Source organism: Bradyrhizobium sp. CFUWI, from assembly GCF_056429085.1.
In genome coordinates, this window is sequence record NZ_JBWJZE010000044.1 from 1 (window position 1) to 21,853 (window position 21,853).

The 21,853-nt window shown below is 58.4% G+C and carries 13 protein-coding genes, 3 pseudogenes and 1 riboswitch; of the genes and pseudogenes, 10 read left to right on the forward strand and 6 right to left on the reverse strand.

Translation table 11 applies throughout. From position 1 onward, the window contains the following. Nucleotides 1-267: 267 nt before the first annotated feature. Together AC066S_RS37140 and AC066S_RS37145 are read right to left on the reverse strand one after the other, a co-directional pair. The gene (locus AC066S_RS37140) at nt 268-456 is read right to left on the reverse strand and encodes a hypothetical protein (protein WP_126261845.1); all 189 of its coding nucleotides are present in this window, start codon (nt 454-456) and stop codon (nt 268-270) included. 689 nt (nt 457-1,145) lie between these two features. Next, a complete protein-coding gene (locus AC066S_RS37145) occupies nt 1,146-1,457 on the reverse strand; it encodes a hypothetical protein (protein ID WP_235884902.1) in 312 nt (103 codons plus the stop codon). Nucleotides 1,458-1,562: 105 nt separating this feature from the next. Between AC066S_RS37145 and AC066S_RS37150 the strand changes: the two genes are divergently transcribed. Next, on the forward strand, nt 1,563-1,685 hold the full coding sequence (locus tag AC066S_RS37150) for a hypothetical protein (protein ID WP_283810192.1): 123 nt from the start codon (nt 1,563-1,565) through the stop codon (nt 1,683-1,685). A 605-nt stretch (nt 1,686-2,290) separates the two neighbouring features. On the opposite strand, the gene AC066S_RS37155 is transcribed toward AC066S_RS37150, so the two are convergent. Beyond that, on the reverse strand, nt 2,291-2,593 hold the full coding sequence (locus tag AC066S_RS37155) for a hypothetical protein (RefSeq protein WP_235885270.1): 303 nt from the start codon (nt 2,591-2,593) through the stop codon (nt 2,291-2,293). Nucleotides 2,594-3,547: 954 nt separating this feature from the next. Here AC066S_RS37155 and AC066S_RS37160 point away from each other — a divergent pair. From AC066S_RS37160 to AC066S_RS37180, 5 genes and pseudogenes are all read left to right on the forward strand, one after another. Beyond that, nucleotides 3,548-3,901 (forward strand): hypothetical protein, encoded by a 354-nt coding sequence (locus AC066S_RS37160; protein ID WP_126261848.1) that lies wholly within the window; start codon nt 3,548-3,550, stop codon nt 3,899-3,901. A gap of 1,421 nt (nt 3,902-5,322) precedes the next feature. Further along, nucleotides 5,323-5,745, forward strand: coding sequence for an ATP-binding protein (locus AC066S_RS37165; protein ID WP_235884903.1), 423 nt, complete (start codon nt 5,323-5,325; stop codon nt 5,743-5,745). Continuing rightward, on the forward strand, nt 5,742-6,347 hold the full coding sequence (fixJ, locus tag AC066S_RS37170; RefSeq protein ID WP_126261849.1) for a response regulator FixJ: 606 nt from the start codon (nt 5,742-5,744) through the stop codon (nt 6,345-6,347). Before AC066S_RS37165 ends, fixJ begins: the two co-directional genes overlap by 4 nt. Before the next feature lie 801 nt (nt 6,348-7,148). Then, complete coding sequence (locus tag AC066S_RS37175) at nt 7,149-7,748, forward strand: hemerythrin domain-containing protein (protein WP_126261850.1); 600 nt, start codon at nt 7,149-7,151, stop codon at nt 7,746-7,748. A 1,778-nt stretch (nt 7,749-9,526) separates the two neighbouring features. Next, nucleotides 9,527-10,790: pseudogene (locus AC066S_RS37180) on the forward strand (IS256 family transposase). Nucleotides 10,791-11,132: 342 nt separating this feature from the next. Here the strand turns inward: AC066S_RS37180 and metE are convergent. Both metE and AC066S_RS37190 read right to left on the reverse strand, forming a co-directional pair. After that, a complete protein-coding gene (gene metE / locus AC066S_RS37185) occupies nt 11,133-13,478 on the reverse strand; it encodes a 5-methyltetrahydropteroyltriglutamate--homocysteine S-methyltransferase (protein ID WP_126261851.1) in 2,346 nt (781 codons plus the stop codon). A gap of 104 nt (nt 13,479-13,582) precedes the next feature. Then, nucleotides 13,583-13,784, reverse strand: a riboswitch (cobalamin riboswitch). A 110-nt stretch (nt 13,785-13,894) separates the two neighbouring features. Continuing rightward, nucleotides 13,895-14,191: a hypothetical protein gene (locus AC066S_RS37190; protein WP_135171746.1), complete on the reverse strand. Its 297-nt coding sequence runs from the start codon at nt 14,189-14,191 to the stop codon at nt 13,895-13,897. Nucleotides 14,192-14,854: 663 nt separating this feature from the next. Here AC066S_RS37190 and AC066S_RS37195 point away from each other — a divergent pair. The 3 genes and pseudogenes from AC066S_RS37195 (at nt 14,855) to AC066S_RS37205 (ending at nt 20,055) form a co-directional block, all read left to right on the forward strand. Next, complete coding sequence (locus tag AC066S_RS37195) at nt 14,855-15,544, forward strand: nodulate formation efficiency C protein (protein WP_235884904.1); 690 nt, start codon at nt 14,855-14,857, stop codon at nt 15,542-15,544. A gap of 1,288 nt (nt 15,545-16,832) precedes the next feature. After that, nucleotides 16,833-17,999 carry an acyl-CoA dehydrogenase family protein gene (locus AC066S_RS37200; RefSeq protein ID WP_126262205.1) on the forward strand — a complete coding sequence of 389 codons (1,167 nt, stop codon included), beginning with the start codon at nt 16,833-16,835 and terminating at the stop codon, nt 17,997-17,999. 1,697 nt (nt 18,000-19,696) lie between these two features. Beyond that, nucleotides 19,697-20,055 (forward strand): annotated as a pseudogene (locus AC066S_RS37205) (hypothetical protein). Nucleotides 20,056-20,760: 705 nt separating this feature from the next. Here the strand turns inward: AC066S_RS37205 and AC066S_RS37210 are convergent. Next, nucleotides 20,761-21,408, reverse strand: a complete 648-nt coding sequence (locus AC066S_RS37210; RefSeq protein ID WP_126262203.1) for an FkbM family methyltransferase — start codon at nt 21,406-21,408, stop codon at nt 20,761-20,763. A gap of 291 nt (nt 21,409-21,699) precedes the next feature. Between AC066S_RS37210 and AC066S_RS37215 the strand changes: the two are divergent. Next, a pseudogene (locus AC066S_RS37215) lies at nt 21,700-21,853 on the forward strand (IS630 family transposase); the annotation flags it as partial.

The window sequence follows — 21,853 nt, forward strand, 5'->3', positions numbered from 1 at the left end:
AAGTTCTTGCCAATGTCGATCCCAAACACCGTTGCCGGCCTGGGCTTGTTCCGTGTCCTCATTGCTTCCTCCTTTCAAAAGCCAACTCAGTCTGACTGAGAGGACGGGGCGGGTCATCCCATTAATGATCAAAGATAGGGAGACGACGGAGCCCGTTCCGCGACATTGAAAGCCATCCAGCATGTGCGTGAAAAACTCTCTCAGCGCGGGTCGGCAAAGCCAATGTGCAATAGCCGCCCTACCGCACTATTAGCCAGCGTTTCTGAGTTAACGCTGATGCCCGAGTCCGATTCCGAGATTTAAGGCCTTCTGGCGTAGCGCGCCGACGCTGCGTTTGGTCATTTTTGCTATTTTTATGACCGGCGTCCGAGCCTTCGAATGGACTTTGAGCTCTTTGATATCCGCCTTCGTCCACTCGCGCCGCTTAACGCGTTTCTTGGTTGCTTTTTTCACCATGAATGCTCCTTCTGAGTGGAGCGCTTGTAGCATAGTTTTTTCGGAGCGACGACCGTTAAAAAACGGACAGTCATCGGAACTCGCGCCAGTTATTAGCTCGGTCATGCTTTCGGAAGACAAGGCGTCTGGACTACTGCACCTGTTGATAAACTTCGCACAGACGCTGTGTTGAGAGGCTTCGTTATTGAATGCAGCCCACTCGACGTCTTTCTATTCGAAGCTAAGCAGGACGGTCCGTGATTTGTATATGCCTAGAGCGATCAAACACCGACGCCCTATGACACATCGTGACGGTCTCTTGCTATGGTCACCTCACGGCGATTTAGCGCGCGCTCGTTAGTAAGTGCCAGAGCTCCCTCGGGGCGCGAGAGAATACTAGATCGGTGTCGCCTTCGTGTCCATCGTCCGGGAGCAGCTCAAGGCGTCGAAGTGCTTGAAGACATCAGGTCCTCCATCCTCAGGTCGGTTGAAGCCATATCATCCCTTGATCGTGTTGAACCGCTTCACAGTACCATTAGCCACTGCATTATCTCCAAACTGCACTTGCGCGACCTAATCGGGGTAGGTGGCCATCACCAAGGGATTGAGCGGCAAGCCGTCAGGCTGATAACCCTTGCGCCGGCTCAATCGCTTGCCAAGGAACGCTTTCTGCGCGCGCTCGTTGGCAGCTGCTAAGACACCATCGGTGGCTACTCATCTTCGGGCTCTTGCGCGGTCTTCCGCTCAACCTGCCCCTGCATAGCACCCAGATCTAGCAGTTCGAGCCTCTCAAGAGCCTTCCTTCCCTCGTCGGTGATAATCCAGCACCCGGCCTCTCGCTCGACCAGCCTTTGGCCGAAAATATCGAGTTGCGGCGCGCGGCTCGCGATGCGCTTCATACGCGCCGGCCACTCTGGGCCGCTGCTGTAATAGATCGCCAAATACTGTTTAACGACTTCGATGCTCGCCCGTCCGTGCGGCTGGCCGGCAAGTATCTTCAGTATGGACAGCTGAAAACTCACGCGCGCACGCCATCGAGTCGAGGAAAAGCTCCATAATACTTATCCTGAGCGAAGCCACAGCGCCGTCCTGCCGTTTTTCAAAAGAAACCTTGCACCATAAGCCTAATGAAGCAGGATACCCACCTGCCGTCGACGACAGCCTGCATTGCCTGGTCGCCAGCGCACAACGGCTTCGCCGTAAGCAAGTTTCTCAACGGCATCGGCGACATCCTGCCCAGAGCGTTTTGAAGCATGGTCAGCGTAGGTAACCGCGTTGGCTAAGCGTGTGACGAGGTCTCGACTGCCGTCTTTGATCGATTTGAGATCAAACTACGTCGGTGGTACCCGCGCTGTTGCACATCTTGCCGAATGACATCGCTCACTAAACGCACCGCCCGCTTCTTTCGCTTCCAACTGCCGTCCAACCCTACGGGGATCGCAAACCCTCGCGGAACGACCAAAAGATCGCGCCTTCCATTCAAATAAATATCGAACATGTCGTCCTCGTTTGACACGAGCGTAGATCGCCGGTCTATACATTTGGTGACATCGAAGCAACAGTTGCGCTCAAAGACTCTACGCGAGTTTTCTGCAAAATTCGCCCGTACTTGAGCGTGCCTGGGGCAATCCCGCTGCTCCTTCACGTGCTCCGCATCGCCGAGAATACAGGAGCCGTCGGACGCCTTATCATCGCAAACAGATCCTCTTAGGTGTCGTGAGACGACCGCCCGCCGACTTGACGCCAGCATCACCAGTTGTACTCGAACCGACGGTCGACGCGAGCCTGTCGGGGATCACGCTTACATTACAGATTGACCCACGTTTCAATTCGCGGACTTTGCGCGAAAGTCAGGCTAACCAGCCCATACCGGCGGCAATGCAGGCGGGGTTCGAAGCTCTATCACATCGGCGAAGACCGTCCAATCGCGGACACTCTTTTGCTTGCAGAAATCGGCCTCAGCCTGCTGTGCAGCAGCACTCAATGAGGCAGCATCGACCTTGAACGCTGCCTGACAGGCACGATGTTCGTGGCCGGTATCGTCACAAACGGTCTTAATGAACCGAACATTAAATGAAGGCATGACACGCTCTTCTTGTGGGTTTCCTGATCCACCATTCTGCCTACTCGCGCCACAGGCGTATTTGATCTGCCTCAAGCAGCACCCCAAGAGGTTGTCCGCTCCTTCATTGAGTACTGTTGAAACTTTGGCATCGCCGCCCGAGCGCTCCCGTTGTCCCGCAGACCACGCGAGATCTATTTGTCAAGCTGCGCGGATCGCACTCCGTTGTGAGCCGCGGGGTAACGCGTTCTGGTCTGCTCATGCCCTCGACCAACAAAATTGAGTCGCCGATGACTCGAGGAATGTCTTGAACAGACGATTGAGTGCGGCATGCGCCGTCACGCCAGAAATGCCGACTATTGATCACGATCGATCCCATACCCAACCGCCGGCAATATCGAGATTCGAGAGGCCGCGAACTTTACACGCGGTACTTGGTGGTCTCAGGAGGCGTCGCCGCAAACACCAGGTCATTGCGCCAGTCACCGGCCAAAGCCATTTCTGACCCGCGCCGGCGGCCGCGGCTATCGATGGTGAAACCTACGCGCACGTGATCGTGGGCCATGCGGCGAACCGACCCGATCTCCCTTCTGACGGTCCATGCTGCGGCCGCGAGAGCAAAGCCGATGCCCACGCTTGTCGCAGCAGACGTTTCGATGAGCCAAGGTCGTCAGGACTTCAGCGCCAAAGCCCATTTCTGGGATCTGCCCGGCGAGGCCACCGACAATGCGAGGCAAGCGATCAATCGACGATCTGCTTGCCGGCTACCGCAGCACTGGGACAAATGCTGTCGTGGCCTATTCGAGCGTGCGCATCAAATCAACCAGGCTACACGCTTACGTGTTTGCAGACCACGCGAGGTCGCGGCGGATCGCTCGACTTGGGCATGTCGCCTGCCAATGAAGCCTATGCGGCTCGAAGCCGCAGCTCGAGCTCGGCCATTTCTGGACGCGCATCAGCTCTTTTTGACCTGTATCAATACAGCGGCGATTGCCTACTGATAGAAGTAAGCTTCCTGTCCAATATCACACACATGGCAGACAGAGAGACATGATGCGCCATCAGCTTTTCATGTCCAGATACCGGCGACAGTTCAAGGAGCGCTGCCGGATGTACCCAAGCGGTGTGCCGATGACTGCACACAACAACCTGCGCCGCGTGCTAGGCGTCCACTTCATCGACCCGCGTACAGGCGCGATGATCGGCGCCAAGCGAAGCCAGGCTTATCCGAATGGTGTGGCTGACGTCATCAGAACCGAGCGCCCCACGCTGCCGACGTGGGACAAGGAGATTTCCCACGAACGAGGGATGTTTCGAAATGAGAGACCACAGGGACATTCGTTCCGCCGCAGGTCGGGCTGCGGGGGCGGAAGTCCAGTTAATTTTCTGCAGAACAGCGGTTAATACGAGCCGCCGACGCCTTGAGCTGATCCACATTGATTCGACCGAAGCCCGGGAGTTGCTTCGCAGCGCCAATCCTAGTATCTCGGCTGGCGAGCAGATCATGTCCCGACACGACAGGTTCAACGGCGCCACGGCCGACAAAAGCCCGGCCGCGATTGGCGCAATCGAGAGCGCGCCGCCTCGGCAATATTGCGCTGAGCCTGCTCGCGGCGGCCAAGCCATCTCGTGCGAAGTGTTCAGAAGGTTGCCTGAATTTGTCAGCCAGCAGCGATGAACACCGTGCAAGATCTACTGGCGACCTGACGTGGGAGCGGCTCGAAACGGCACCGCCCTGGAATCGGGATCTGGAGATTGCCGTGATCGAGGGTAATACCATTCACCGGGTGGTCTTTCCTTGCCGGCGGGCCTTCAGCGGCTGGATCAATGCCAAGAGCGGAGAACACATAGCCGTGCGGCCGACGCACTGGCGCATATGGCCCAGATAGCTGCGGCCATCCACGCAATACATTGGTGTGAGTTGAAGCGCATTCTGCTCCGGTGGCCTCTCGTGGGAAACAATGAAAAGTCGATCGAATGATAGCGTCTCCCAGAAAAGATGTCCGACCACGCCTGGTAAGCCTATGGCGCTGCCGCGGCTGCCGACGCGCTAGCTCTCATGCTCTGCCTGGCGCTAAATCCATATGTTCATGACCTCGCGTTCATGAACATCTACCTTCCAGTCCTCGTTTTGCCGCTTTCGTCGCGGCTGCGGCCCAGGCTAACGTCGCTCCCCGCTCTGCAGCCTCATGATCGGCGTGGCCATTCCTGTGAAAGGCCTAATCCCGCAGCCATGATCGATACCGCGGAATTCGCGGGCACCATGATCGTGATTGAGAAGAGGATCATTCGCTCGTTCAGCGCCTTAGCAGTGCGTTTACTTGGTTGCTCTCACGTGGTCGAATGAATGTATCGACGTCGAGGCCGCAGCTCTACCGCGTCGAGCACGGGCGCTACATCGAACGTTGTCTGACCAACGGCGAGCGGCCCATAATTGGCATCGGCCCATCGTGGTCGGCGAACGAAGCGACGGCTCGATCTCCGTCGGTAAGGCCAAAGTGCGCGCCGAACGGTTCTTCACCGGTTTCATCCGAAACCTCACCGAGGCGGGCGCAGGGACGGCGGTTGGAAGAGCTACAATCTGAACTCGTGCACGTGTCGCGACCGACCGCCATAGGTGAGATGGCATCGTCTATTGACAGTGAGATCAACCGGCCGCGCTCCGCAATTACAAACTGCATGCGGGCACAAAGGCTCCGCTCGCGCGCACCGCGCCGGACGCCAACTGCAATGGTGATGCACTCGAACGCGCGGCGCAACACGCTCTACGCGCCAAAGATATCATCAAGCGCCCGCGGGACTTCGTTTCCAGGGGCGAGCACACTGTGGAGAAGCCGCTCACGCTCCTTGAAGAAGCTGTGGCCTTGGCCCTAGTCGGCCCCAAGGAGTCGGGCGTACGCGTGATGACCCGCAGCGACCGCGACATCATTGTAGACAAGATCCAGATTCAGCAGGTCGCGCTAAACCTGATACGTAATGAAATCGAGACCATGACTCCTGCCAGCGCCGCGAAGTTGCCAACGTCGACACGTATACCGTTGCTGATAAGGGGCCCGGCATCAAGCGCTGATATCGCCGACCGACTGTTCCAGCTCTTTGTCGCGACCAAAAGCCATGGCGTGCGCGTGAGGCTATCAATCTTCCGGACGATCATCGAGTCACATAGCAGCCATATCGTCGTGGAAGCGACTCCGAGTAGCAGCACGATCCTTAAGACGGCATTTGCGGAGCTTAACGAAGAGACATGATTGGGCGGCGAATTCTTGTGATCGACGATGACGCCGCAATGCGGGACTCGCTCGCGTTTCTTCTTGATGTAAACGGTTTCTACGTAGCAACCTATGAGACGGCGACCGCGTTTTTTAATGACGTCGCGAGCGGTCCAGTCGATTGCATCGTGTCAGACATCCGTATGCCGGGTATGAGCGGTCTCGAATTGGTCAGAAAAGTGAAGGCCAATCGCGTCGACTGCCCGGTTATCTTGATAACTGGTCATGCCGACGTATCGCTCGCAGTCGAAGCGATGAAAGCGGGTGCGGTCGACTTCATCGAAAAGCCGTTCGAAGAGGAGGTACTGTTGCGCGCGATCAATAGTGCGTTGAAAGCGCGGCCAACGAAACCCGCCGATGACGCAGCGAAACTGCAGGCGGAAGCCCGCCTCGCGGACCTCTCCTCGCGCGAACGTGACGTCCTGCAGGGACTATTAGCCGGCAAGATCAACAAGGTGATCGCCCATGATCTGGGCATTAGTCCTCGGACAGTCGAGGTTTACCGTGCAAACCTCATGGCCAAGGCCAATGTCCGCAGCATGTCCGAGTTGATGCGGATCGCCATTACCGCGGGACTCTAGCAGGGACGCACTTGGTGCGAATGGCCTATTCATGCATTCAAGCTGCGCAGTCCAGACGACGAACGGAGGTTGTCAGGTGCACAGCGCGGAGCCGATCATGTTTTCGGTGATGGCTATTGATGCAACACAAGCTGCTGGTTTCTTGGAATCACGACGGCACATGAAGCAGATCAATGCGGTGCCCAAGTTTGTGCTCCGATGAACAGCAGGTCTGACCGCCCGAAGACCGGCATAATTCGGCAATATATTGGTCCGTCCTCCAACGGAGCTCCCAGTGCGGGCTTCCGTGAACTCGGCTGGGCTACAGTGCGGTCTTCGAAATCAAACGATGACGTGGGTTGGAGGCGCATGATCATCAAGCCCGTCGATGAGGTCGGCCGCCGTACATCGATCCGTGTTTGAGAAACCAAGGGACCGCGCCGGCCCCATTCAAGACGCCCTCCTCATCGGACTTACGTATAAACACTTAGGGGCTTCTACCTAGGGAAAACAACCAAATTTCCCAGTTCGTCAGGAACAGACAATCTGCGTCACATCGACGTTCGCAAGATAGGGTCCCCCAATGCACGCCTAGGCCGCCAGTTTTACCAAGAGCTGCCGCCATCGGACCAGCGTCTTGCGTGGGCAACTTCAACACTTCGGCTAAGTTGCTATACGCCAGCTCAAATCGGAGCGCGCTACTTTTTCGCGTCGAACGGCGCGGACGAACGCGGCGCAGCGAAGGACGCCGAATTCGGCTTAGGAGATCCTCTGAGCCGCAGAAACGCTTCCAGCCTACATTGTGCCTCCAGGAGCACCGCAATGATTATCGATCTTTTGCTTCGAGAGCATCGCAACATTGATCTGCTTCTGGTCGCTCTTGAACACGAAGTGGAGATTTTTGAGAAAGGGATCCGTCCTGATTATGAGGTCATTCGCGCGATTATCAGCTATTTCGAGGTTTATCCCGAGGTCTACCATCATCCACAGGAAGACTTGATTTTTTCCAAGCTCAAGGCTCGCGATCCGGATGCAGCTGCAATCGTCGGCGATCTCGCGCTTGAACACCAGGAAGTCGTCGACCGTTTGCACCACTTCGCGCGGGCTATTGACGCCATCCTCGCGGATCGTGAACTTTTTCGGCAGGACGTCGGCGATATCATACGTGACTTTATAGTACGCGAGCGGCACCACATGAAGTGGGAAGAACGAGATTTCTTTCCGGCAGCTCTGAAGGCTCTCTCGGCTCAGGATTGGACCGAAATCGCTTCCGGTCACACCGATCATGGAGATCCACTGTTCAGCGAGACAGCGGCAGCAACTTCCGATGCGCTAAGAGCGCATATTCTGCAATTGGAGCAAGAAGCTGAGGCCGAACGGAGCTCGGTCGCGTTTGCGTGCCCCAAGGCCGCCCCTCAGTGACACGGCGCCGAGATGGACGGGCTGTACTGATCGCTGCCGTTTCACAGCAGTAAGTGGACCTCATGTTCATCCTGTCAAAATGAAAATGGGGGGCTCGCGGGCACGTAGGCTGCCGTACCGCCAAAACAGCGTTTGCGCAATATAATCGCTTGCTCGACCACCGGTGCAAACGCGCGCCGGAGTCTTCCTGAGCTCTGGTCCGGCATGTTCCAGAATGTGACGGTCGCAGGTCGGGCAGTTGCGCAGTGATATCGCGCGAAACGGACGCCCCCCATGTCCACGGCCCGATAAGGACAGACGATTGCGGCCGCGCGGGTGCGCGCGAAGCAATTCCACGCGTTGACCCAACCCGGGACGTTCCGACTCATCCGACGGCAGCCGCTTCGACCCACTGCACGCCAACTGGGAGGCACTGCCAAGCCCGGATACGTTCAGCACCAACAGCAAGGCGCTTGACGTCGCTGGCCACGACCAGTAGCCGCCCACACGGGCTCCCACGTTACACCAGATATCCGACGTCCTCGCATTTCTCAGCGTCAGTTCGCGAGTTGGATTATCAAGCCTGGCTTAAGTCCTTTAGCTGTATGGCGTAGCCCCATCGGACAGTCCGCTTCGTGCCTTGAAATCGAGCAAATGCCCCGAATTGCATCCGGGTCGGCTTTCGGGATTCGGCTACCCGTACATTCCTGCATTCAAGAAGCACAACGCAAAATCGACGAATTCACTCCGCTCGACAGCGTCGAGGACTACCTCCAATTCGAAAGGATCACGGAAGCTTTTGGTTGATGCTGGATCCATACGCGTCGGCATCGATCACTTTGCCGTGCGCCACGAAAGTCTTGCCGGGGCCAGGCACGAAGACAGGCTAAGCGCAATTTCCAGGGCTACACTGGTGATTGCGCGGATTGATCTCGGCGCCAGCGCGATCGAGCGCATCCAACAAGGGCTTGACGGGAACGCTATCTCGGCAAAGGACTGCCTTGCTCGTATCGCCGGGGATCGGCTCACCGCCGGGAAGGGCTGTTTGCTGAGGCAGGAGGATCGCTTCCGTGCCGAGATCACGATCGACTCATGTGCGTCATGGCAGTCGATCTCTTGGAGGCATTCCGTCGTTACGCTCTGGATCGAAGTTCGCCACCGTCGATCGTTCTCGAATCGACAGCCTTATCACGGATGGCGTCGTGGTGATTGAGATCGTCTGCTCTCCATCGTTGATGGCGCAGAGTTCCTGGCCCGGAGCGTCGCCTCGGCGTCCGACGCTCATCTTCCGCCGCGCGGGGCTACACATAGCGGGGCGGTCTAACTCTGTGCGCCGACCCGAGTCGGGTCAGATCCGAAATCGCTCAGTTAACTGGCCTATATTGGGGCAGGACCACGCTCACGGCTCAGGAGCACCCTATCGGCACCGCCGCATCTTCAAGCTCGTGACATCCTCCGCGTGGTCCGGTCTCAGACTCTCACCAGAGGCTCAAGCCGAAACCCGACTATGGGATGGAAACGGTGGACCAAGGACTGCCCCTTAGGCCAGGTTCAAATCAATAGCAACCGCTCATGCATTGCCTATGCTTACGAGATCCTTGGAGCCGGGTTTGCCGTATCGTCTCGCCGGTGTCCGTGCGGTTTCGAAGCAGGAAAGCGCACCGAGTTTGCGGTGGGTGCCCTGCGGTGACCGCCCCGCAGGGGATGTCCCGGGTTCTGTTGAATTTCTGAGGAGGTCGGCGTTGCCCACCTTGAGCCGGTAGGCTCGGGGTGCTGATTCCACAAAGGAGAGCAACGCCATGACGAGAGATATCACACCGGCTGGTTCGCCGGCGACTGGGGTTGTGGACGAAGCGTTTGCGGAAGTGCGGGCGAGCTTCGATCGGTTCTGCCTTGCGGCGGGGATCGAGGCGCTCGGCACGATGATGGAGGCGGATGTGACGGCGGCCTGCGGGCCGCGCCACGGTCGCGATGCGGCGCGGCGGGCGCACCGTTGGGGCCGAACGCGAGGACGGATCGGTTTCCACGGCGGCAAGATTGAGGTCGAGCGGCCCCGGGTCCGGGGCGTGGACGGCCGCGAGATCACGATCCCGAGCAGGGAAACGGCAGCGCAGGAGGACTGGCTCGGTCGCTGGGCGATGAACCTGATGCTGATCAACGTGTCGACGCGCCGGTTCGGCCGCGCCGTCCGACTGCCCGAGGGGGACGTGCCGGCACCGCCCGGATCTGGGATTTCGAAATCGGCGGTCTCGCGGAGGTTCGTTGCGCTGTCGGCGGCGCGGCTGGCCGACTTCATGGCTGCCGATCTGTCCACGCTCGACCTTCTGGTGGTCCAAATCGACGGGCTGCATCTCGACGACGATCTCGTGCTAGTCGCCGCGATCGGGGTTGACGGCGAAGGCAACAAGCATCCGCTGGCGCTGGTGGAAGGGGCAACCGAGAATGCCGCAACGGTTCAGGCCCTGCTGGACAACCTGGTCTCGCGCGGGCTCGACCCGACGGTGCCAAGACTGTTCATCGCCGACGGCGCGAAGGCGCTGTCGAAGGCGATCCGCCGCACCTTCGGTCCGGCCGCAGCGATCCAGCGCTGCCAGATCCACAAGGCGCGCAACATCATGGAACGCCTGCCGAAAGAGCATCATGCGGCCACCATGCGCCAGGCCTGGGAGCTCGATGACGCCGACAAGCGAAAAATTGATCCGCAATCTCGCGCGTCGACTCGACCAGCAATGGCCCGGCGTAGCGGCCAGCATCCTCGAAGGCCTCGACGAAATCCTGACTGTCGTCCGGTTGAAGTTGCCGAAGGAGCTTCGTCGATCGCTCGCCTGTACCAACATCGCCGAGAACATGATGGGCACCATTCGCCGCGTCACGCGCAACGTCAAACGCTGGCGGGATGCCGGTATGGCCTTGCGATGGGTCGCGGCCGGCATGATCGAGGCTAACAAGGGCTTCCGACGATTGAAGGCGCATAACCAATTGTCGGTTCTGCGTGCGGCTCTTCAAGCTCGCCACAATCGCATGACGATCAACCCCGTTGCCCACGTCACGAGGGCCGCGTAACATTCATTCCGGCAACGTCGGCCCGACCTAGTTCAACAGCGATCGGGACATCCCCGCCCCGCATCACTGCCCCTCGTTGCCGTGTAGTCGTTCCCGACGCGCTCATGAGCGACAAACCTTGGTGTAGATATATAAACCTCAGACTATACAGTGGCATACCACGGCATAATTGAGCTACGCTGAGCTTGTGCTTCAACTCGGCTCAGCGATGCGTCAGTGTCGCTCCTCCAGACTTTCGCCCGGCCCGCCTAGGCGGGACCGGGCATTTTTTCTGTTCCCAGTGCTACCTCCATTATCGGGCGCGCAAATGACCACCTCGATGAGAAGAGACCCAAGCCCGGATCAACGGCCTGGCGGATCGAATGCAGCGCGTAGCTCGCGGGCGGCAGCGACCATGTTCGCTAGCGCCGGCCGGACCTCTTCCCAGTTGCGCGTCTTCAGCCCGCAGTCCGGATTGACCCAGAGCTGCGAGTCGTGCAGCCGCGTCAGAGCCAACGCCATCAGCTCCTTCATTTCGCCCGTCTCCGGAACGCGTGGAGAGTGGATGTCGTACACGCCCGGCCCGATCTGATTTGGGTATTCGTAGTTCCTAAACGCGTCGAGTAGTTCCATTTTCGAGCGCGACGTCTCGATCGAGATTACATCCGCGTCCATTGCAGCGATCGCACCGATGATGTCGTTGAACTCCGAGTAGCACATATGTGTATGAATTTGCGTTTGATCAGCGACGCCCGATGAGCAGATCCGGAAGCAATCCACGGCCCAGTCGAGATAAGCCGTCCACTCCGATCGACGCAACGGCAATCCTTCTCGAAGTGCAGCTTCGTCGATCTGGATCATGGTCGCACCAGCATTCTCGAGATCGCGGACTTCGTCTCGGATCGCGAGCGCAATCTGGCGGCAGGCCTCGCTTCTGGGAATATCATCGCGAACAAAGGACCAGTTCAAGATCGTCACCGGACCGGTCAACATCGCCTTCATCGGCTTCTTCGTTAATGATTGCGCGTAGCGCCACCAGTCCACGGTAATAGGCTTCGAGCGCACTACATCGCCAAACAGGATCGGTGGCCTGACGCAGCGCGAGCCGTAGGACTGCACCCATCCGCTCCTGGTAAATGCGAAGCCGGCAAGTTGCTCGCCGAAGTACTGCACCATGTCATTGCGCTCGAACTCGCCGTGCACGAGGACGTCGAGACCGATGTCCTCCTGCCAACGTACGGCGCGCGCAGTCTCCTCCTTGAGGAACCTGTCGTATTGCTCGTCACTTATCGCGCCCCGCGCATGCGCCGCACGCGCATTCCGGACCTCTGTGGTCTGCGGGAACGATCCGATCGTCGTGGTAGGGAAAGCCGGCAGTCCGAAACGATCGCTTTGGATCTCTGCACGACGGGCAAATGGGCTCGCGCGCCGACGCATGGTCTGATCGATCGCTTTCATCCGGACAGCGACATTAGCATCACGGATTTTTGGCGAAGTCCGGCGAACAGTCGCGGTACATTCCGACTGGGCAAGAGCTGGCGCAACATTCTGGTCGCCTGCGAGTGCCCGCGCCAGGATCGCAAGCTCCCGCATCTTCTGGACCGCGAAAGCAAGCCAGCTCTTGACGTCGGAAACGAGCCCGGTTTCAAGTTCAACATCGACCGGCACATGAAGCAGCGAGCAGGATGGGGCAATCTGTACACGGTCCTTGCCGAGCTTCGCAATCGCGGGTTCGAGCCGCTGGCGCAGCGAGGACAAATTCGACCGCCATACATTCCGGCCGTCGACGACACCGAGCGACATGACGAGATCACTTCGGCCGCCAGCGATGATCTGGTCCAACAACTGTGGCGCTCGAACTAGGTCGAGGTGTAGTCCGGCAACTGGCAGGCTCAACGCGGTGTTCAGATTGTCCCCGAGGTCGCCGAAATAGCTGGCAACTAAGATCTTGATGGCCGGCACCTCCTTGGCGAGCCGATCATAGGCATGTCGCAAAGATTGCCGCGCCCTCTCATCCAGATCAAGAACCAGGCAGGGCTCGTCGAACTGAACCCAATTTGCTCCACGTTTGGCCAATTCCTGCAGAACTTCGATATAGGCCGGTAACAGTTCATCCAGTAGTGAGAGTGGCTGGAACGCAGGATCGGGACTCTTGCCGAGCTTTAGGAATGTGACCGGCCCGATCAGGACAGGGCGGGTCTGAAAGCCAAGGGCCTTGGCTTCCTCATACTCCTCGATCGGCTTGCGAGAGCATAGCCTGAAAGTCTGTCCTCTGCGAAACTCGGGGACCATGTAGTGGTAGTTGGTATCGAACCACTTGGTCATCTCCTGCGGGGGTGCGCCAAATCCGCGCGGTCCGTGACCGCAACTCGCATCCCGATCGTCGCATTGTGATCCGCGGGCCATGGCGAAGTACGTCTTCAGCGAAACGGATTCGGCTTTTGAGGCGTAGATCTCCGGGATGGCGCCAACCATGACACTTGTGTCGAGCACCTGATCATACAGCGAGAAATCGTTTGATGGAATGACCGTGACGCCGATAGATTTCTGACGAGCCCAGTTCGCGGCACGCAGGCCAGCTGCGTCCTCCAGCAACTGCTGTTCGCTGCTTTTTCCGGCCCAGTAGCTTTCTAGAGCGAGTTTGAGCTCGCGCCTTGGACCGATGCGTGGCGTTCCGAGCGTGGCAACGGGAAGGGAGAGAAGAGACATAGCGTTAACCCCGTGTTGGGGGCAGAAGGCCATGGCGGACGCAGGCAGGGGAAGTCGCGCAGTGCGACGGCTGCTTGGCGCACCACCGGGACACCCCGCCCGTGGACGAATATATTGTCGGGGTAGGTCTCCTGGCTCGCGGGTCATCGCTGCTGTCCGGCCTTCCCGAAGCCGCGCAGGCTTCAGTGACATCGTTGGACAGCGGCTCGCCACTCACAGTTGCGGGGGCAGCGCCGGCATCTTCACCGGCTTCCCTCTTAGCTCCGGATCAAGTGCGACCGGAGAACCTCGACGACTTGGATTATCGAGAAGACAAGTCTTCCGTCAACCTCTCAGATCATGTCTCAAGCTGGTGCTGCGACATCCGCTACGCGAATGGCCGCGCATCTTGATGCGTTGAGCCGATGTAAGCGCTCTCAAGTCAGCAATATCGGAATGACGATCGCAGCTGCCTGCGGGCCGCACGCCAGATCGGTGGAAGGGACAAATGCGGCTTGCCCGGTCGGGACTGCTGCCTCGAGCAGAACGCATCTCCGGCTTCTCAGCGCTTCTTTGAGCAAGTCCACCATCCAGCCACCTTCTCGGCCAACAGGATCCGTGTTGAACAGGCCCAAGCTGGCGAAGCCAGCAACATACCCGGCCAGCACGTTGATGTGCGGTTCAGCAAGACTCCAAATGTTCGGCGGTAAAGATCGGTTTCGCCTCGTCGCCATCGAGTGCAAAGCGCTCCTAACTGAGGCTATTCTCGAAGCGCCGCATGTCGCGATAGGAGCGGCAGACGCACCATGGCCGATGGCCGCAAATGGCCAAACGCATGGCAGAGATCGAAAGCCACATTCTGGCAACGATGCCGAACCAAACGGTTCAATAGCGGCAAACAATTCTCATCAGGAGCTTGGTACCGAGGTGTTCCGCTGCGCCATCGAACGATCCGGTGCGGGACGAGGATGCATAAGCCGGGCTGGATAGCGCTGAACGGAAACATCGAGACATTGACCAGTCGGAAAGTCGACAAAGAGGACACAAAAGCGGTGCGAATTGCCGTCTATTACCTGGCACGAAGAATGCAAGTCTTCGGCATGCCCAGTCTCCTCCTGCTGGGCATGTCCAGCACAGCAACTTGAGGCTGTCGCCGGCAGTGAAGTTAGTGGCGCGTGACATAGAGGGGAGCGCCTGCTCGCATGGGACACCATCGGTCTCCCCGTCGCGTCGCCGCTAACTTCTTGCGCTCGCGCATAACAAGTCGAAGGTTGCCCGCTTTGAATGACGTGTGGATGACACCAAATAGGCCGGCAGTTATGAGAACAGTGTCTAGAAGACGCGCGTTATGGTTTTGTCTCGGTCGACCCCTGATCTGCCTGGTCGGGCTGGCTGCGATGAGCAACAGTGTTCGCGCCATCGAGAGCCCCCATATCGAAAGATTCAAGTCAACGTGGCGAGCGCAAGACGGTGAGACAATAGAACAAATTATCTCCAACGTCTCGAAGGTGGCACAGTTCGTCCCTCGAATGTGGGGCGTCGCTGAACTCGACGAAAACGACTATGTTTTCGTTTTGTGGACCAGACACCCTGACGATATATTAGACGAACCGTACTTTATCACCTGGAGGATCGCGCTCGACGGCACGTTTCAACTTGCGTCGACCTATGCAAAGCCGATCGAATTGGGCTGGCACGCCCTAGCACTCTCGTTGATCGCCACTGAAGTCAAGGAGAGTGAAAGGGACGCAAATCTTGGCTTTCTGCATGATCCGAGCAACTTCAACTTTGTGACGACCACGCAAGGCCGCCTCGGCGATCTTCTGCGGCAGGGCCGCTGCACTATCGTTGAACCTGTTGAAGTGGACTACTTGCCGAAGCAGAAGGACAAGCCGACCGAGAAGGGTGATCTGTGGCGCGCTTTGCTTTTGGTGAACTGTGATATCCCAGGACCCCGTTTTTTTACACACAACGGGGTCATCACTTTCGAGAAGAGCGAAGGGCAAGATTGGGAGCCGCAATCCCCCTTTGCCAAGCGTATCGCGGCCTTTCCTCCTGGCTCCTGGTTCGCTCGCATGGAGCCATAGGAGCGGGAATAGTAAGAGAGGAGCGAAAGCGCGCTTGGTAAACGGTCGGGCAGAGCAAGATCGCGCCGCAGCTTATTTACCGCCGATCGCCTCAGAGCAACTGCAAGACATTCAGCTCGAAAGTCTCGGTGCTTACGCCTTCGCAGCAGTCGCGAGCCTTTCCCGCAGCCCTCAGCCCGTCAGGAAAAATCGGGCAGCACGATTACTCGGGTGTTTTGCTAGGAGTTGGCCGCAGCGGCGCGTGCCAGCTAGCGAAATTTTGCCCCGACTCAGTGAGAGGATAACAATCTGCCGGGGAACCAGCCCTCCATGCTACTCCTCAAGGGACGGGACATGGAGAAGCCTCGGGCCCGATCCGGCGTGCACGCGGCGCATCGCGCCCGGGCTGGTGAGCATGCCGATACCGAGGCGGCACGATCGAATGCTGCGACGAAACTCTAAAAGGGTAACGGGGCAGTGTTAGCGGGCCCGCATGCCCGCTGAGCACCGGCGAGGGCCCTCGGCGAGGAGCCCCGGAGCCGTGCGCGAGGCATCGAGGACCGAACTGAGTCAGGTCGCCCACGGTCGCGAGCACGGTAAATTGCGCTGTTGGTACTGTCCGGAGATCGGAACGGGTCTGAAACTCCAGCAGGCAAGCCGAACCCGACTGGTTCGCGGTCGAGGTCCACTTCAGTCGTTCTCCTTCCGCCGTGTCCGATTGATGACGCGTTGTGCCTGGAATCAGACACGGGAGGCGCGAACATTCACCCCGGCGCGGCACGGGCCAAGTGATCTCGCTCGATTCAGACACAGCCGGCAGACCATAATTGATGGCACATCGATTGCTGGGGACATGCCAAAGAGCCGCAGGGGATCGCCGACCTCGCGGTTGCCAAATCAGGAATTCACCACGTGGTTCGAGCCGGCGGGGCACAAGTGTGACAAATCGTCCCTTGGAGGAGACATGGCAAAACCAGCGCTGTCGTCACCCGTTGGAGACATAGTGCAGCAGAGGTGGATCGATCTCGCCGCCGCATATCCGTTGCTTTGCCGGCTCCGCCTCAACGACAGCATCGACAGCCATATCTCTGTCAGTCTTGCCGACCCTCAACACCTTTTCTTTGAGTCAATGCGTTCGGGGGTGGTTTGGACTGGCAACCGTGAGTAATCGCATCAAAGTCAATATCAGCTGCGACAGTTTTGACGATCCCTGCCAACTGGCTATCAATCCGACTGGCTTCGCCGTGCGCGCGTAATCAAATTCAATGAAGTGCGGCAGCGATCGGCTCAAGACACCGAGGACAGCTTTATGAACGCTCCACCAGAGACGATCACTCCAGTAACCGACGTGACGGCTGCGACCTGGGATAATCTGTCGCCGCTGCTGGTTGATATCCGCGCGCGTCGAAAGGAATTCGCCCGAGCGCAGAAGATTCCAGACGAGATCATCGAGGGCTTCAAGCGGGTTGGCGTCTATCGAGCTTTGGTCGCCAAGCGATTCGGCGGCGAGGAGCGAACGCCGGCCGATTTTTGTCGCCTGATCGAGCGTATTTCCCAAGTCGACGGCTCCGCCGGTTGGGTCGCCAGCTTCGGCGATGGGGCTCGCTACCTCGCTGCTCTTCCGGAGGACACGCTTCACAAGGTATACGCGAATGGACCGGACGTGGTGTTGGCAGGTGCGCTTTTTCCGCTCCAGCCCGCCAGGCGGAGCACCGACGGGTTTGTCGTGAACGGCGTATGGCCATTCGCCAGCGGCTCACCGGGCGCAGATCTGATAGGCGTTGGGATCACTGTGGAAGACGATCCGACCGGTGGCCTTGCGCGGGTAGCCGTGATACCGGCCGAGAAGGTGACAATCCGCCCCAATTGGGACGTCATCGGTCTGCAAGGCACCGGCAGCCACGACGTCGTTGTCAACGATGTCATTGTGCCGGAGGAATGGACCTTGATCCGCGGCGGTCCGCCGACACTCGACGCGCCGATCTATCGTTATCCGTCCATGACTTTCGCTGCCCAGGCGCATGCGATTGTCGGCATCGGTATTGCACGCTCGGCGCTAGACGAGGTGATCGCGGAGGCCGGAAGCCGCACCTCAATCACAGGAGCGCCCGTCATGGCAGAGCGCGGCTATGTCCAACTGGAGATGGCCAGAGCCGAAGCCATGCTGCGTTCCGCCCGTTCCTTCTTCTATGAGGCCACCGAGGAGCTGTGGGAGGAAGCGATCAAGGATGCGGTAAACCCGCGCACCGCGACCCTGATGCGCCTCGCCGCGACAAACGCCGCGCGGCAAAGCGCTGAGGTCTGCAACATTGCCAGCGTTCTCGCTGGAAGTGCGTCGCTCTATACAACCAGCAATCTGGCGCGAGCGATGTGCGACAGCTTCGTGGTTGCCCAGCACGCAGCTTTAAACGAGGGAACCCTCCAGAGCGCCGGCCGACTCCTGCTCGGAAGTGCAGCACAGCCGGGATTTCCATGAAGTGGTTCATCCACGTTCCGCACCCCTCCCACAACTGATTGCCGCACCGCGATATCATGCTGTCTGCAGCTACAAGACTTAGCGACCTGCCGGCCTTCTTTAAAGGAAGAGGCGAGAGAGAGAGAGAGAGAGAGAGAGAGAGCCTTTCAGTCGGGCTCTTCTCAAAAAGACAGCTCCATATCCGTGGAGCAAGCAGCCTTCCCCGTCGCAAACATAACGAGCGCCCTCATAGGTCTCTGCGCACCCGCCTCGATCATTGTCATGTCGTGCACGATCTACACGCAACAGCCGCAACGGCTCGCGGTTCGTCTCACAAAGCTTCTAAGTGGCGTTTTGATTGGGAGCGAATTCGCGGCGCGATGTCGGCGGACTGGGAGATCATTCGGCTGCGCCAGGAGAACGGACGACTGCGCATGGAGCGCGACATTTTAACGCTGGTGATACCAGTCGGAAGCCAACAAGGTCGGGGTGATGAACTGACGATTCATGATCGCCAACGCACGCGATCTTTTGGACGAGACGAACACACGACATCACACAAGAAATATGACGTGCAATGTATCTGGAGCGCTCGCGCGTATATGCCCATCCAAAAACGGTATGCGGGACGCATGTCGACCGATGGCGGATCACTTGCTATCGGCGAGAGATCGGCGGCTTGAGTTTTATTCGAGTCAGCTCAAAAGACCTTGAATCGCACGTAGCGTCACGTTGTACCATTTTGCAGTAGCTGACGCGGATGCCCGACAAGCGGACCGGGCCGCTGTTTGCTGTCGACCTCGGTGAGACGATGATAGTAGTGCGGTCGATGTGCATACGGCAGAGGGGGACGCAGGTGCGCCAATCACTGCCTGCGGATCGCTCGAACGCGCTCCGAGTGCTCGCAGGAATAACAAGGTACTTTCCCAGGCCCCGGGGACGGTAGGGCGCTACGTTCTTCGGCCGGCACGTTGATGCCATGCGAACAGCCGCCGCGGACCGTCTCTATTCGGGCCACTCACTAGATCAGCATGACTTTGACGATCCTCAGCACAACGGACAATACCTCCTCCAGCGGTGCGAGCCAGTGTTGAGCTGCATTCCGTCAATATCGGTTTGAAAAAAGGAAATGACGCCAGACTTCTGCGACCATTGATCATTCCGTAATTAGAATTTGCGGCGAACGTTGTGCTGCAAATAACCGTCGGCAGCGCTCCCTCTGTCGACGACTAACTTCCGCCCGGCCATCGAAATGAGGCCGGGCGTTTTTTTTGCGTCACTGAATGACAGTTTTGGAGTGTTCTGGCCCGCGGTGTTTGATGATTGCGAAGGGTTAGGGAGAGAAACAAACGTAAGCGATCGGGCATGAGTTATGGAGAGAACCGTTCGCGTCATCTTAACGCTCTATCCGTTCGACGATCTCGTCGATCCCTGCGCGTGATGATGGCGGTCGACGATCCGACCGTGTGCCCGGACGCAGTGCACGGTGCTCCCCGAGATCGAGCGCTCGGTCGGCCGCCCCATCTGTCCCGGTGAGCTCTCGCGTCCGGACTTTCTCGCGCTACGGCTTCGACGTCGTGCAGGTGGGTGACAGCAGGGATATGCGCGCCTTCTGATCAGGAAGGGCGTGATCAGAGAAAACTTCTGCGCGAGATCACGTGAAACTCTGAACCCCAATTTGAATGGCCTTCGCGCAACCGACCGACTAGTATCAATCCATGTCTCGCCGTGTGTGTCAAACTGCTACTATCATCCTGCCGCTGCTGTCGGTCGTCGCGAACGCTGCGCCAATTAAAAAGGGGCCCATCCGGTTTGGCAAGGCTACGGCTTCCTGCCCGGCTATCGCCAGCCGCTGAGCAATAGCATTCCGCTCTACAAGCAGAAGGACTTGATGCGCCGGCTCTCGCGCGCCGACCGGCGCCACTTGTATATTGACCCGGTTCCTCAGTATTTCGGTTGGGACGGCGAGTGGCACTATTTCGGCCAACCCGGCTTCCGCGGCGGCCGCTACAACGGAGGCAGTTTCGGGCCGTGCTCGACGCGGACGCCGATCGGGCCGATCTGGAATTGCGGGTGATCGGGCCGCGCAGCTAGGAGAAACTTCGCGCCATTGCGCCGGGATCACGTCGCGGCGTTTACTGACGTCCTCTCCCGAGTTCGTGATCGCGTTGCCGCCACACAGGCACGGCGTGCTCGCAGATTCGATGATCAGCTCCGCGTGCGGCAAATGAGCAGGCAAGTAACCGCGATTGGGATGACGATCTTGATCCGATCCGGCGCGAGATCGGCCGCCGATGATCGCCGCCGCCCTCTACTACGCCGCGCCCAGGACGCCCTGCCTGACAATCGGCTGCTGCAGTTATGCTGGACGCCTTGCGGCAATTCTGTTCTGGAATGAACACATACTTCAGCTCGCTTTCCCATTGACACAAGAATAGCGACGCCAATCGCGTGCTGAAATCCGCCGATCTCAAGGAATTACGAGAACCGATGCAATTGTACTGGCAGTTGCTCGAAGCAGTGCACCCGCTTCCTAGAAGACCAGGCCATACAGCAGCCGTTCGAACGATTCAATGCTTCGAGCGCCGGCTGCAGGGTTAGAAACCCACCACCCGCCCGATGTGGACGTCGTGCGCCGGGTCTGTAATGGCAACCTAGAAACGGGAGCGCCCGTCCGGCCACCGATATCCGCTCAAATGATCACCCGTTGTGCAGAATTGGGCGGCTAAGCCCGCCGGTCAGGTTTTCCAACGATGAATGAGGCCCTCGATGTGAATCGTCACTAGAAGCGCGTATTTTTGAGCAATACATCACCCTCCACCGCGCGGGGATAGTGGGAAGCCACTTCGAATGATGGCAACAGGTCAAGAATAGCTTGCAGGGACAACTGCCCTTCGTAGAGCTCGCGGTCGCTATATTCCGTGTAGACGAAGCGCGTGTTGCCCAAGGTCTGCATGCCGCCAGCGATGACATCGGCTTCGGCTCCCTGGACATCCATCCAGATGAGATCGATCGTATTCAGCTTAGCTTCGCTGCACCAATCGTCAAGCCGCCGCGTTTCAACCGAAACAGGGCGATCGAACCGAACCCAATCATACACAGTAAGATGGTTCTTCGGGCGGCGTATTGAGCCGGAGAGGTCCCATTCCTTCGCATCACCGTCTGCATTGCTTGGATGGAAGTCGATCATCCCGTTTCGATCACTGATCGCGATTTCAAGCAGCTTCACCCTATAGAGGGATGGGCCCAGCTTCTTCTTGAAGCGCGCGATCGCTCTGGGGTCCGGTTCAAAGCAGTAGAGCTGAGCTTGCGGGCAGAGGCTGAGAAACTGTTGCGTATCGGTCCCGTCATTGCAGCCGATATCCAGGATGACGGGATTCGGCTTCTGAAGAAGTGAAACAATGTGCTGGTGTACTTCGACAGACGACACAGGTGCTTTTCCCATTTGGCGCGGAGATCGGATGAATTTCGTCTTTGACGCCGCAATCACACGCCGGACGCGCCGGCACAATGTATATCAATGTATATGATTCATATACGCGTCGGTCCCCTTGATCCATGACAGCGATTTGGAGGCTATCAACATCAAAAGGGACGCCTGTCGGACCGGGGCCTGCAGCGACTGCCCTGCAATGCAAATTGCCGCTCGATCTGGGGAGACGCGCCAACTGCGAGCTAGTATCCGCTTTTCTTGGAACGTGAGTCGTGATTCAAGGTCGGGATGATACCCGAAGCAAGAGAAGTCCGGCTTTCAAAGAAAGATCGCAAGGTGCTTGAGGCGTGTTGTCGCTCACCGATGACATTGCAGCGCGATTTGAAGCGGGCGCGGATAGTCCTGTTGGCGGCGGACGGGTGCAGCACCCGGTCGATCGCCA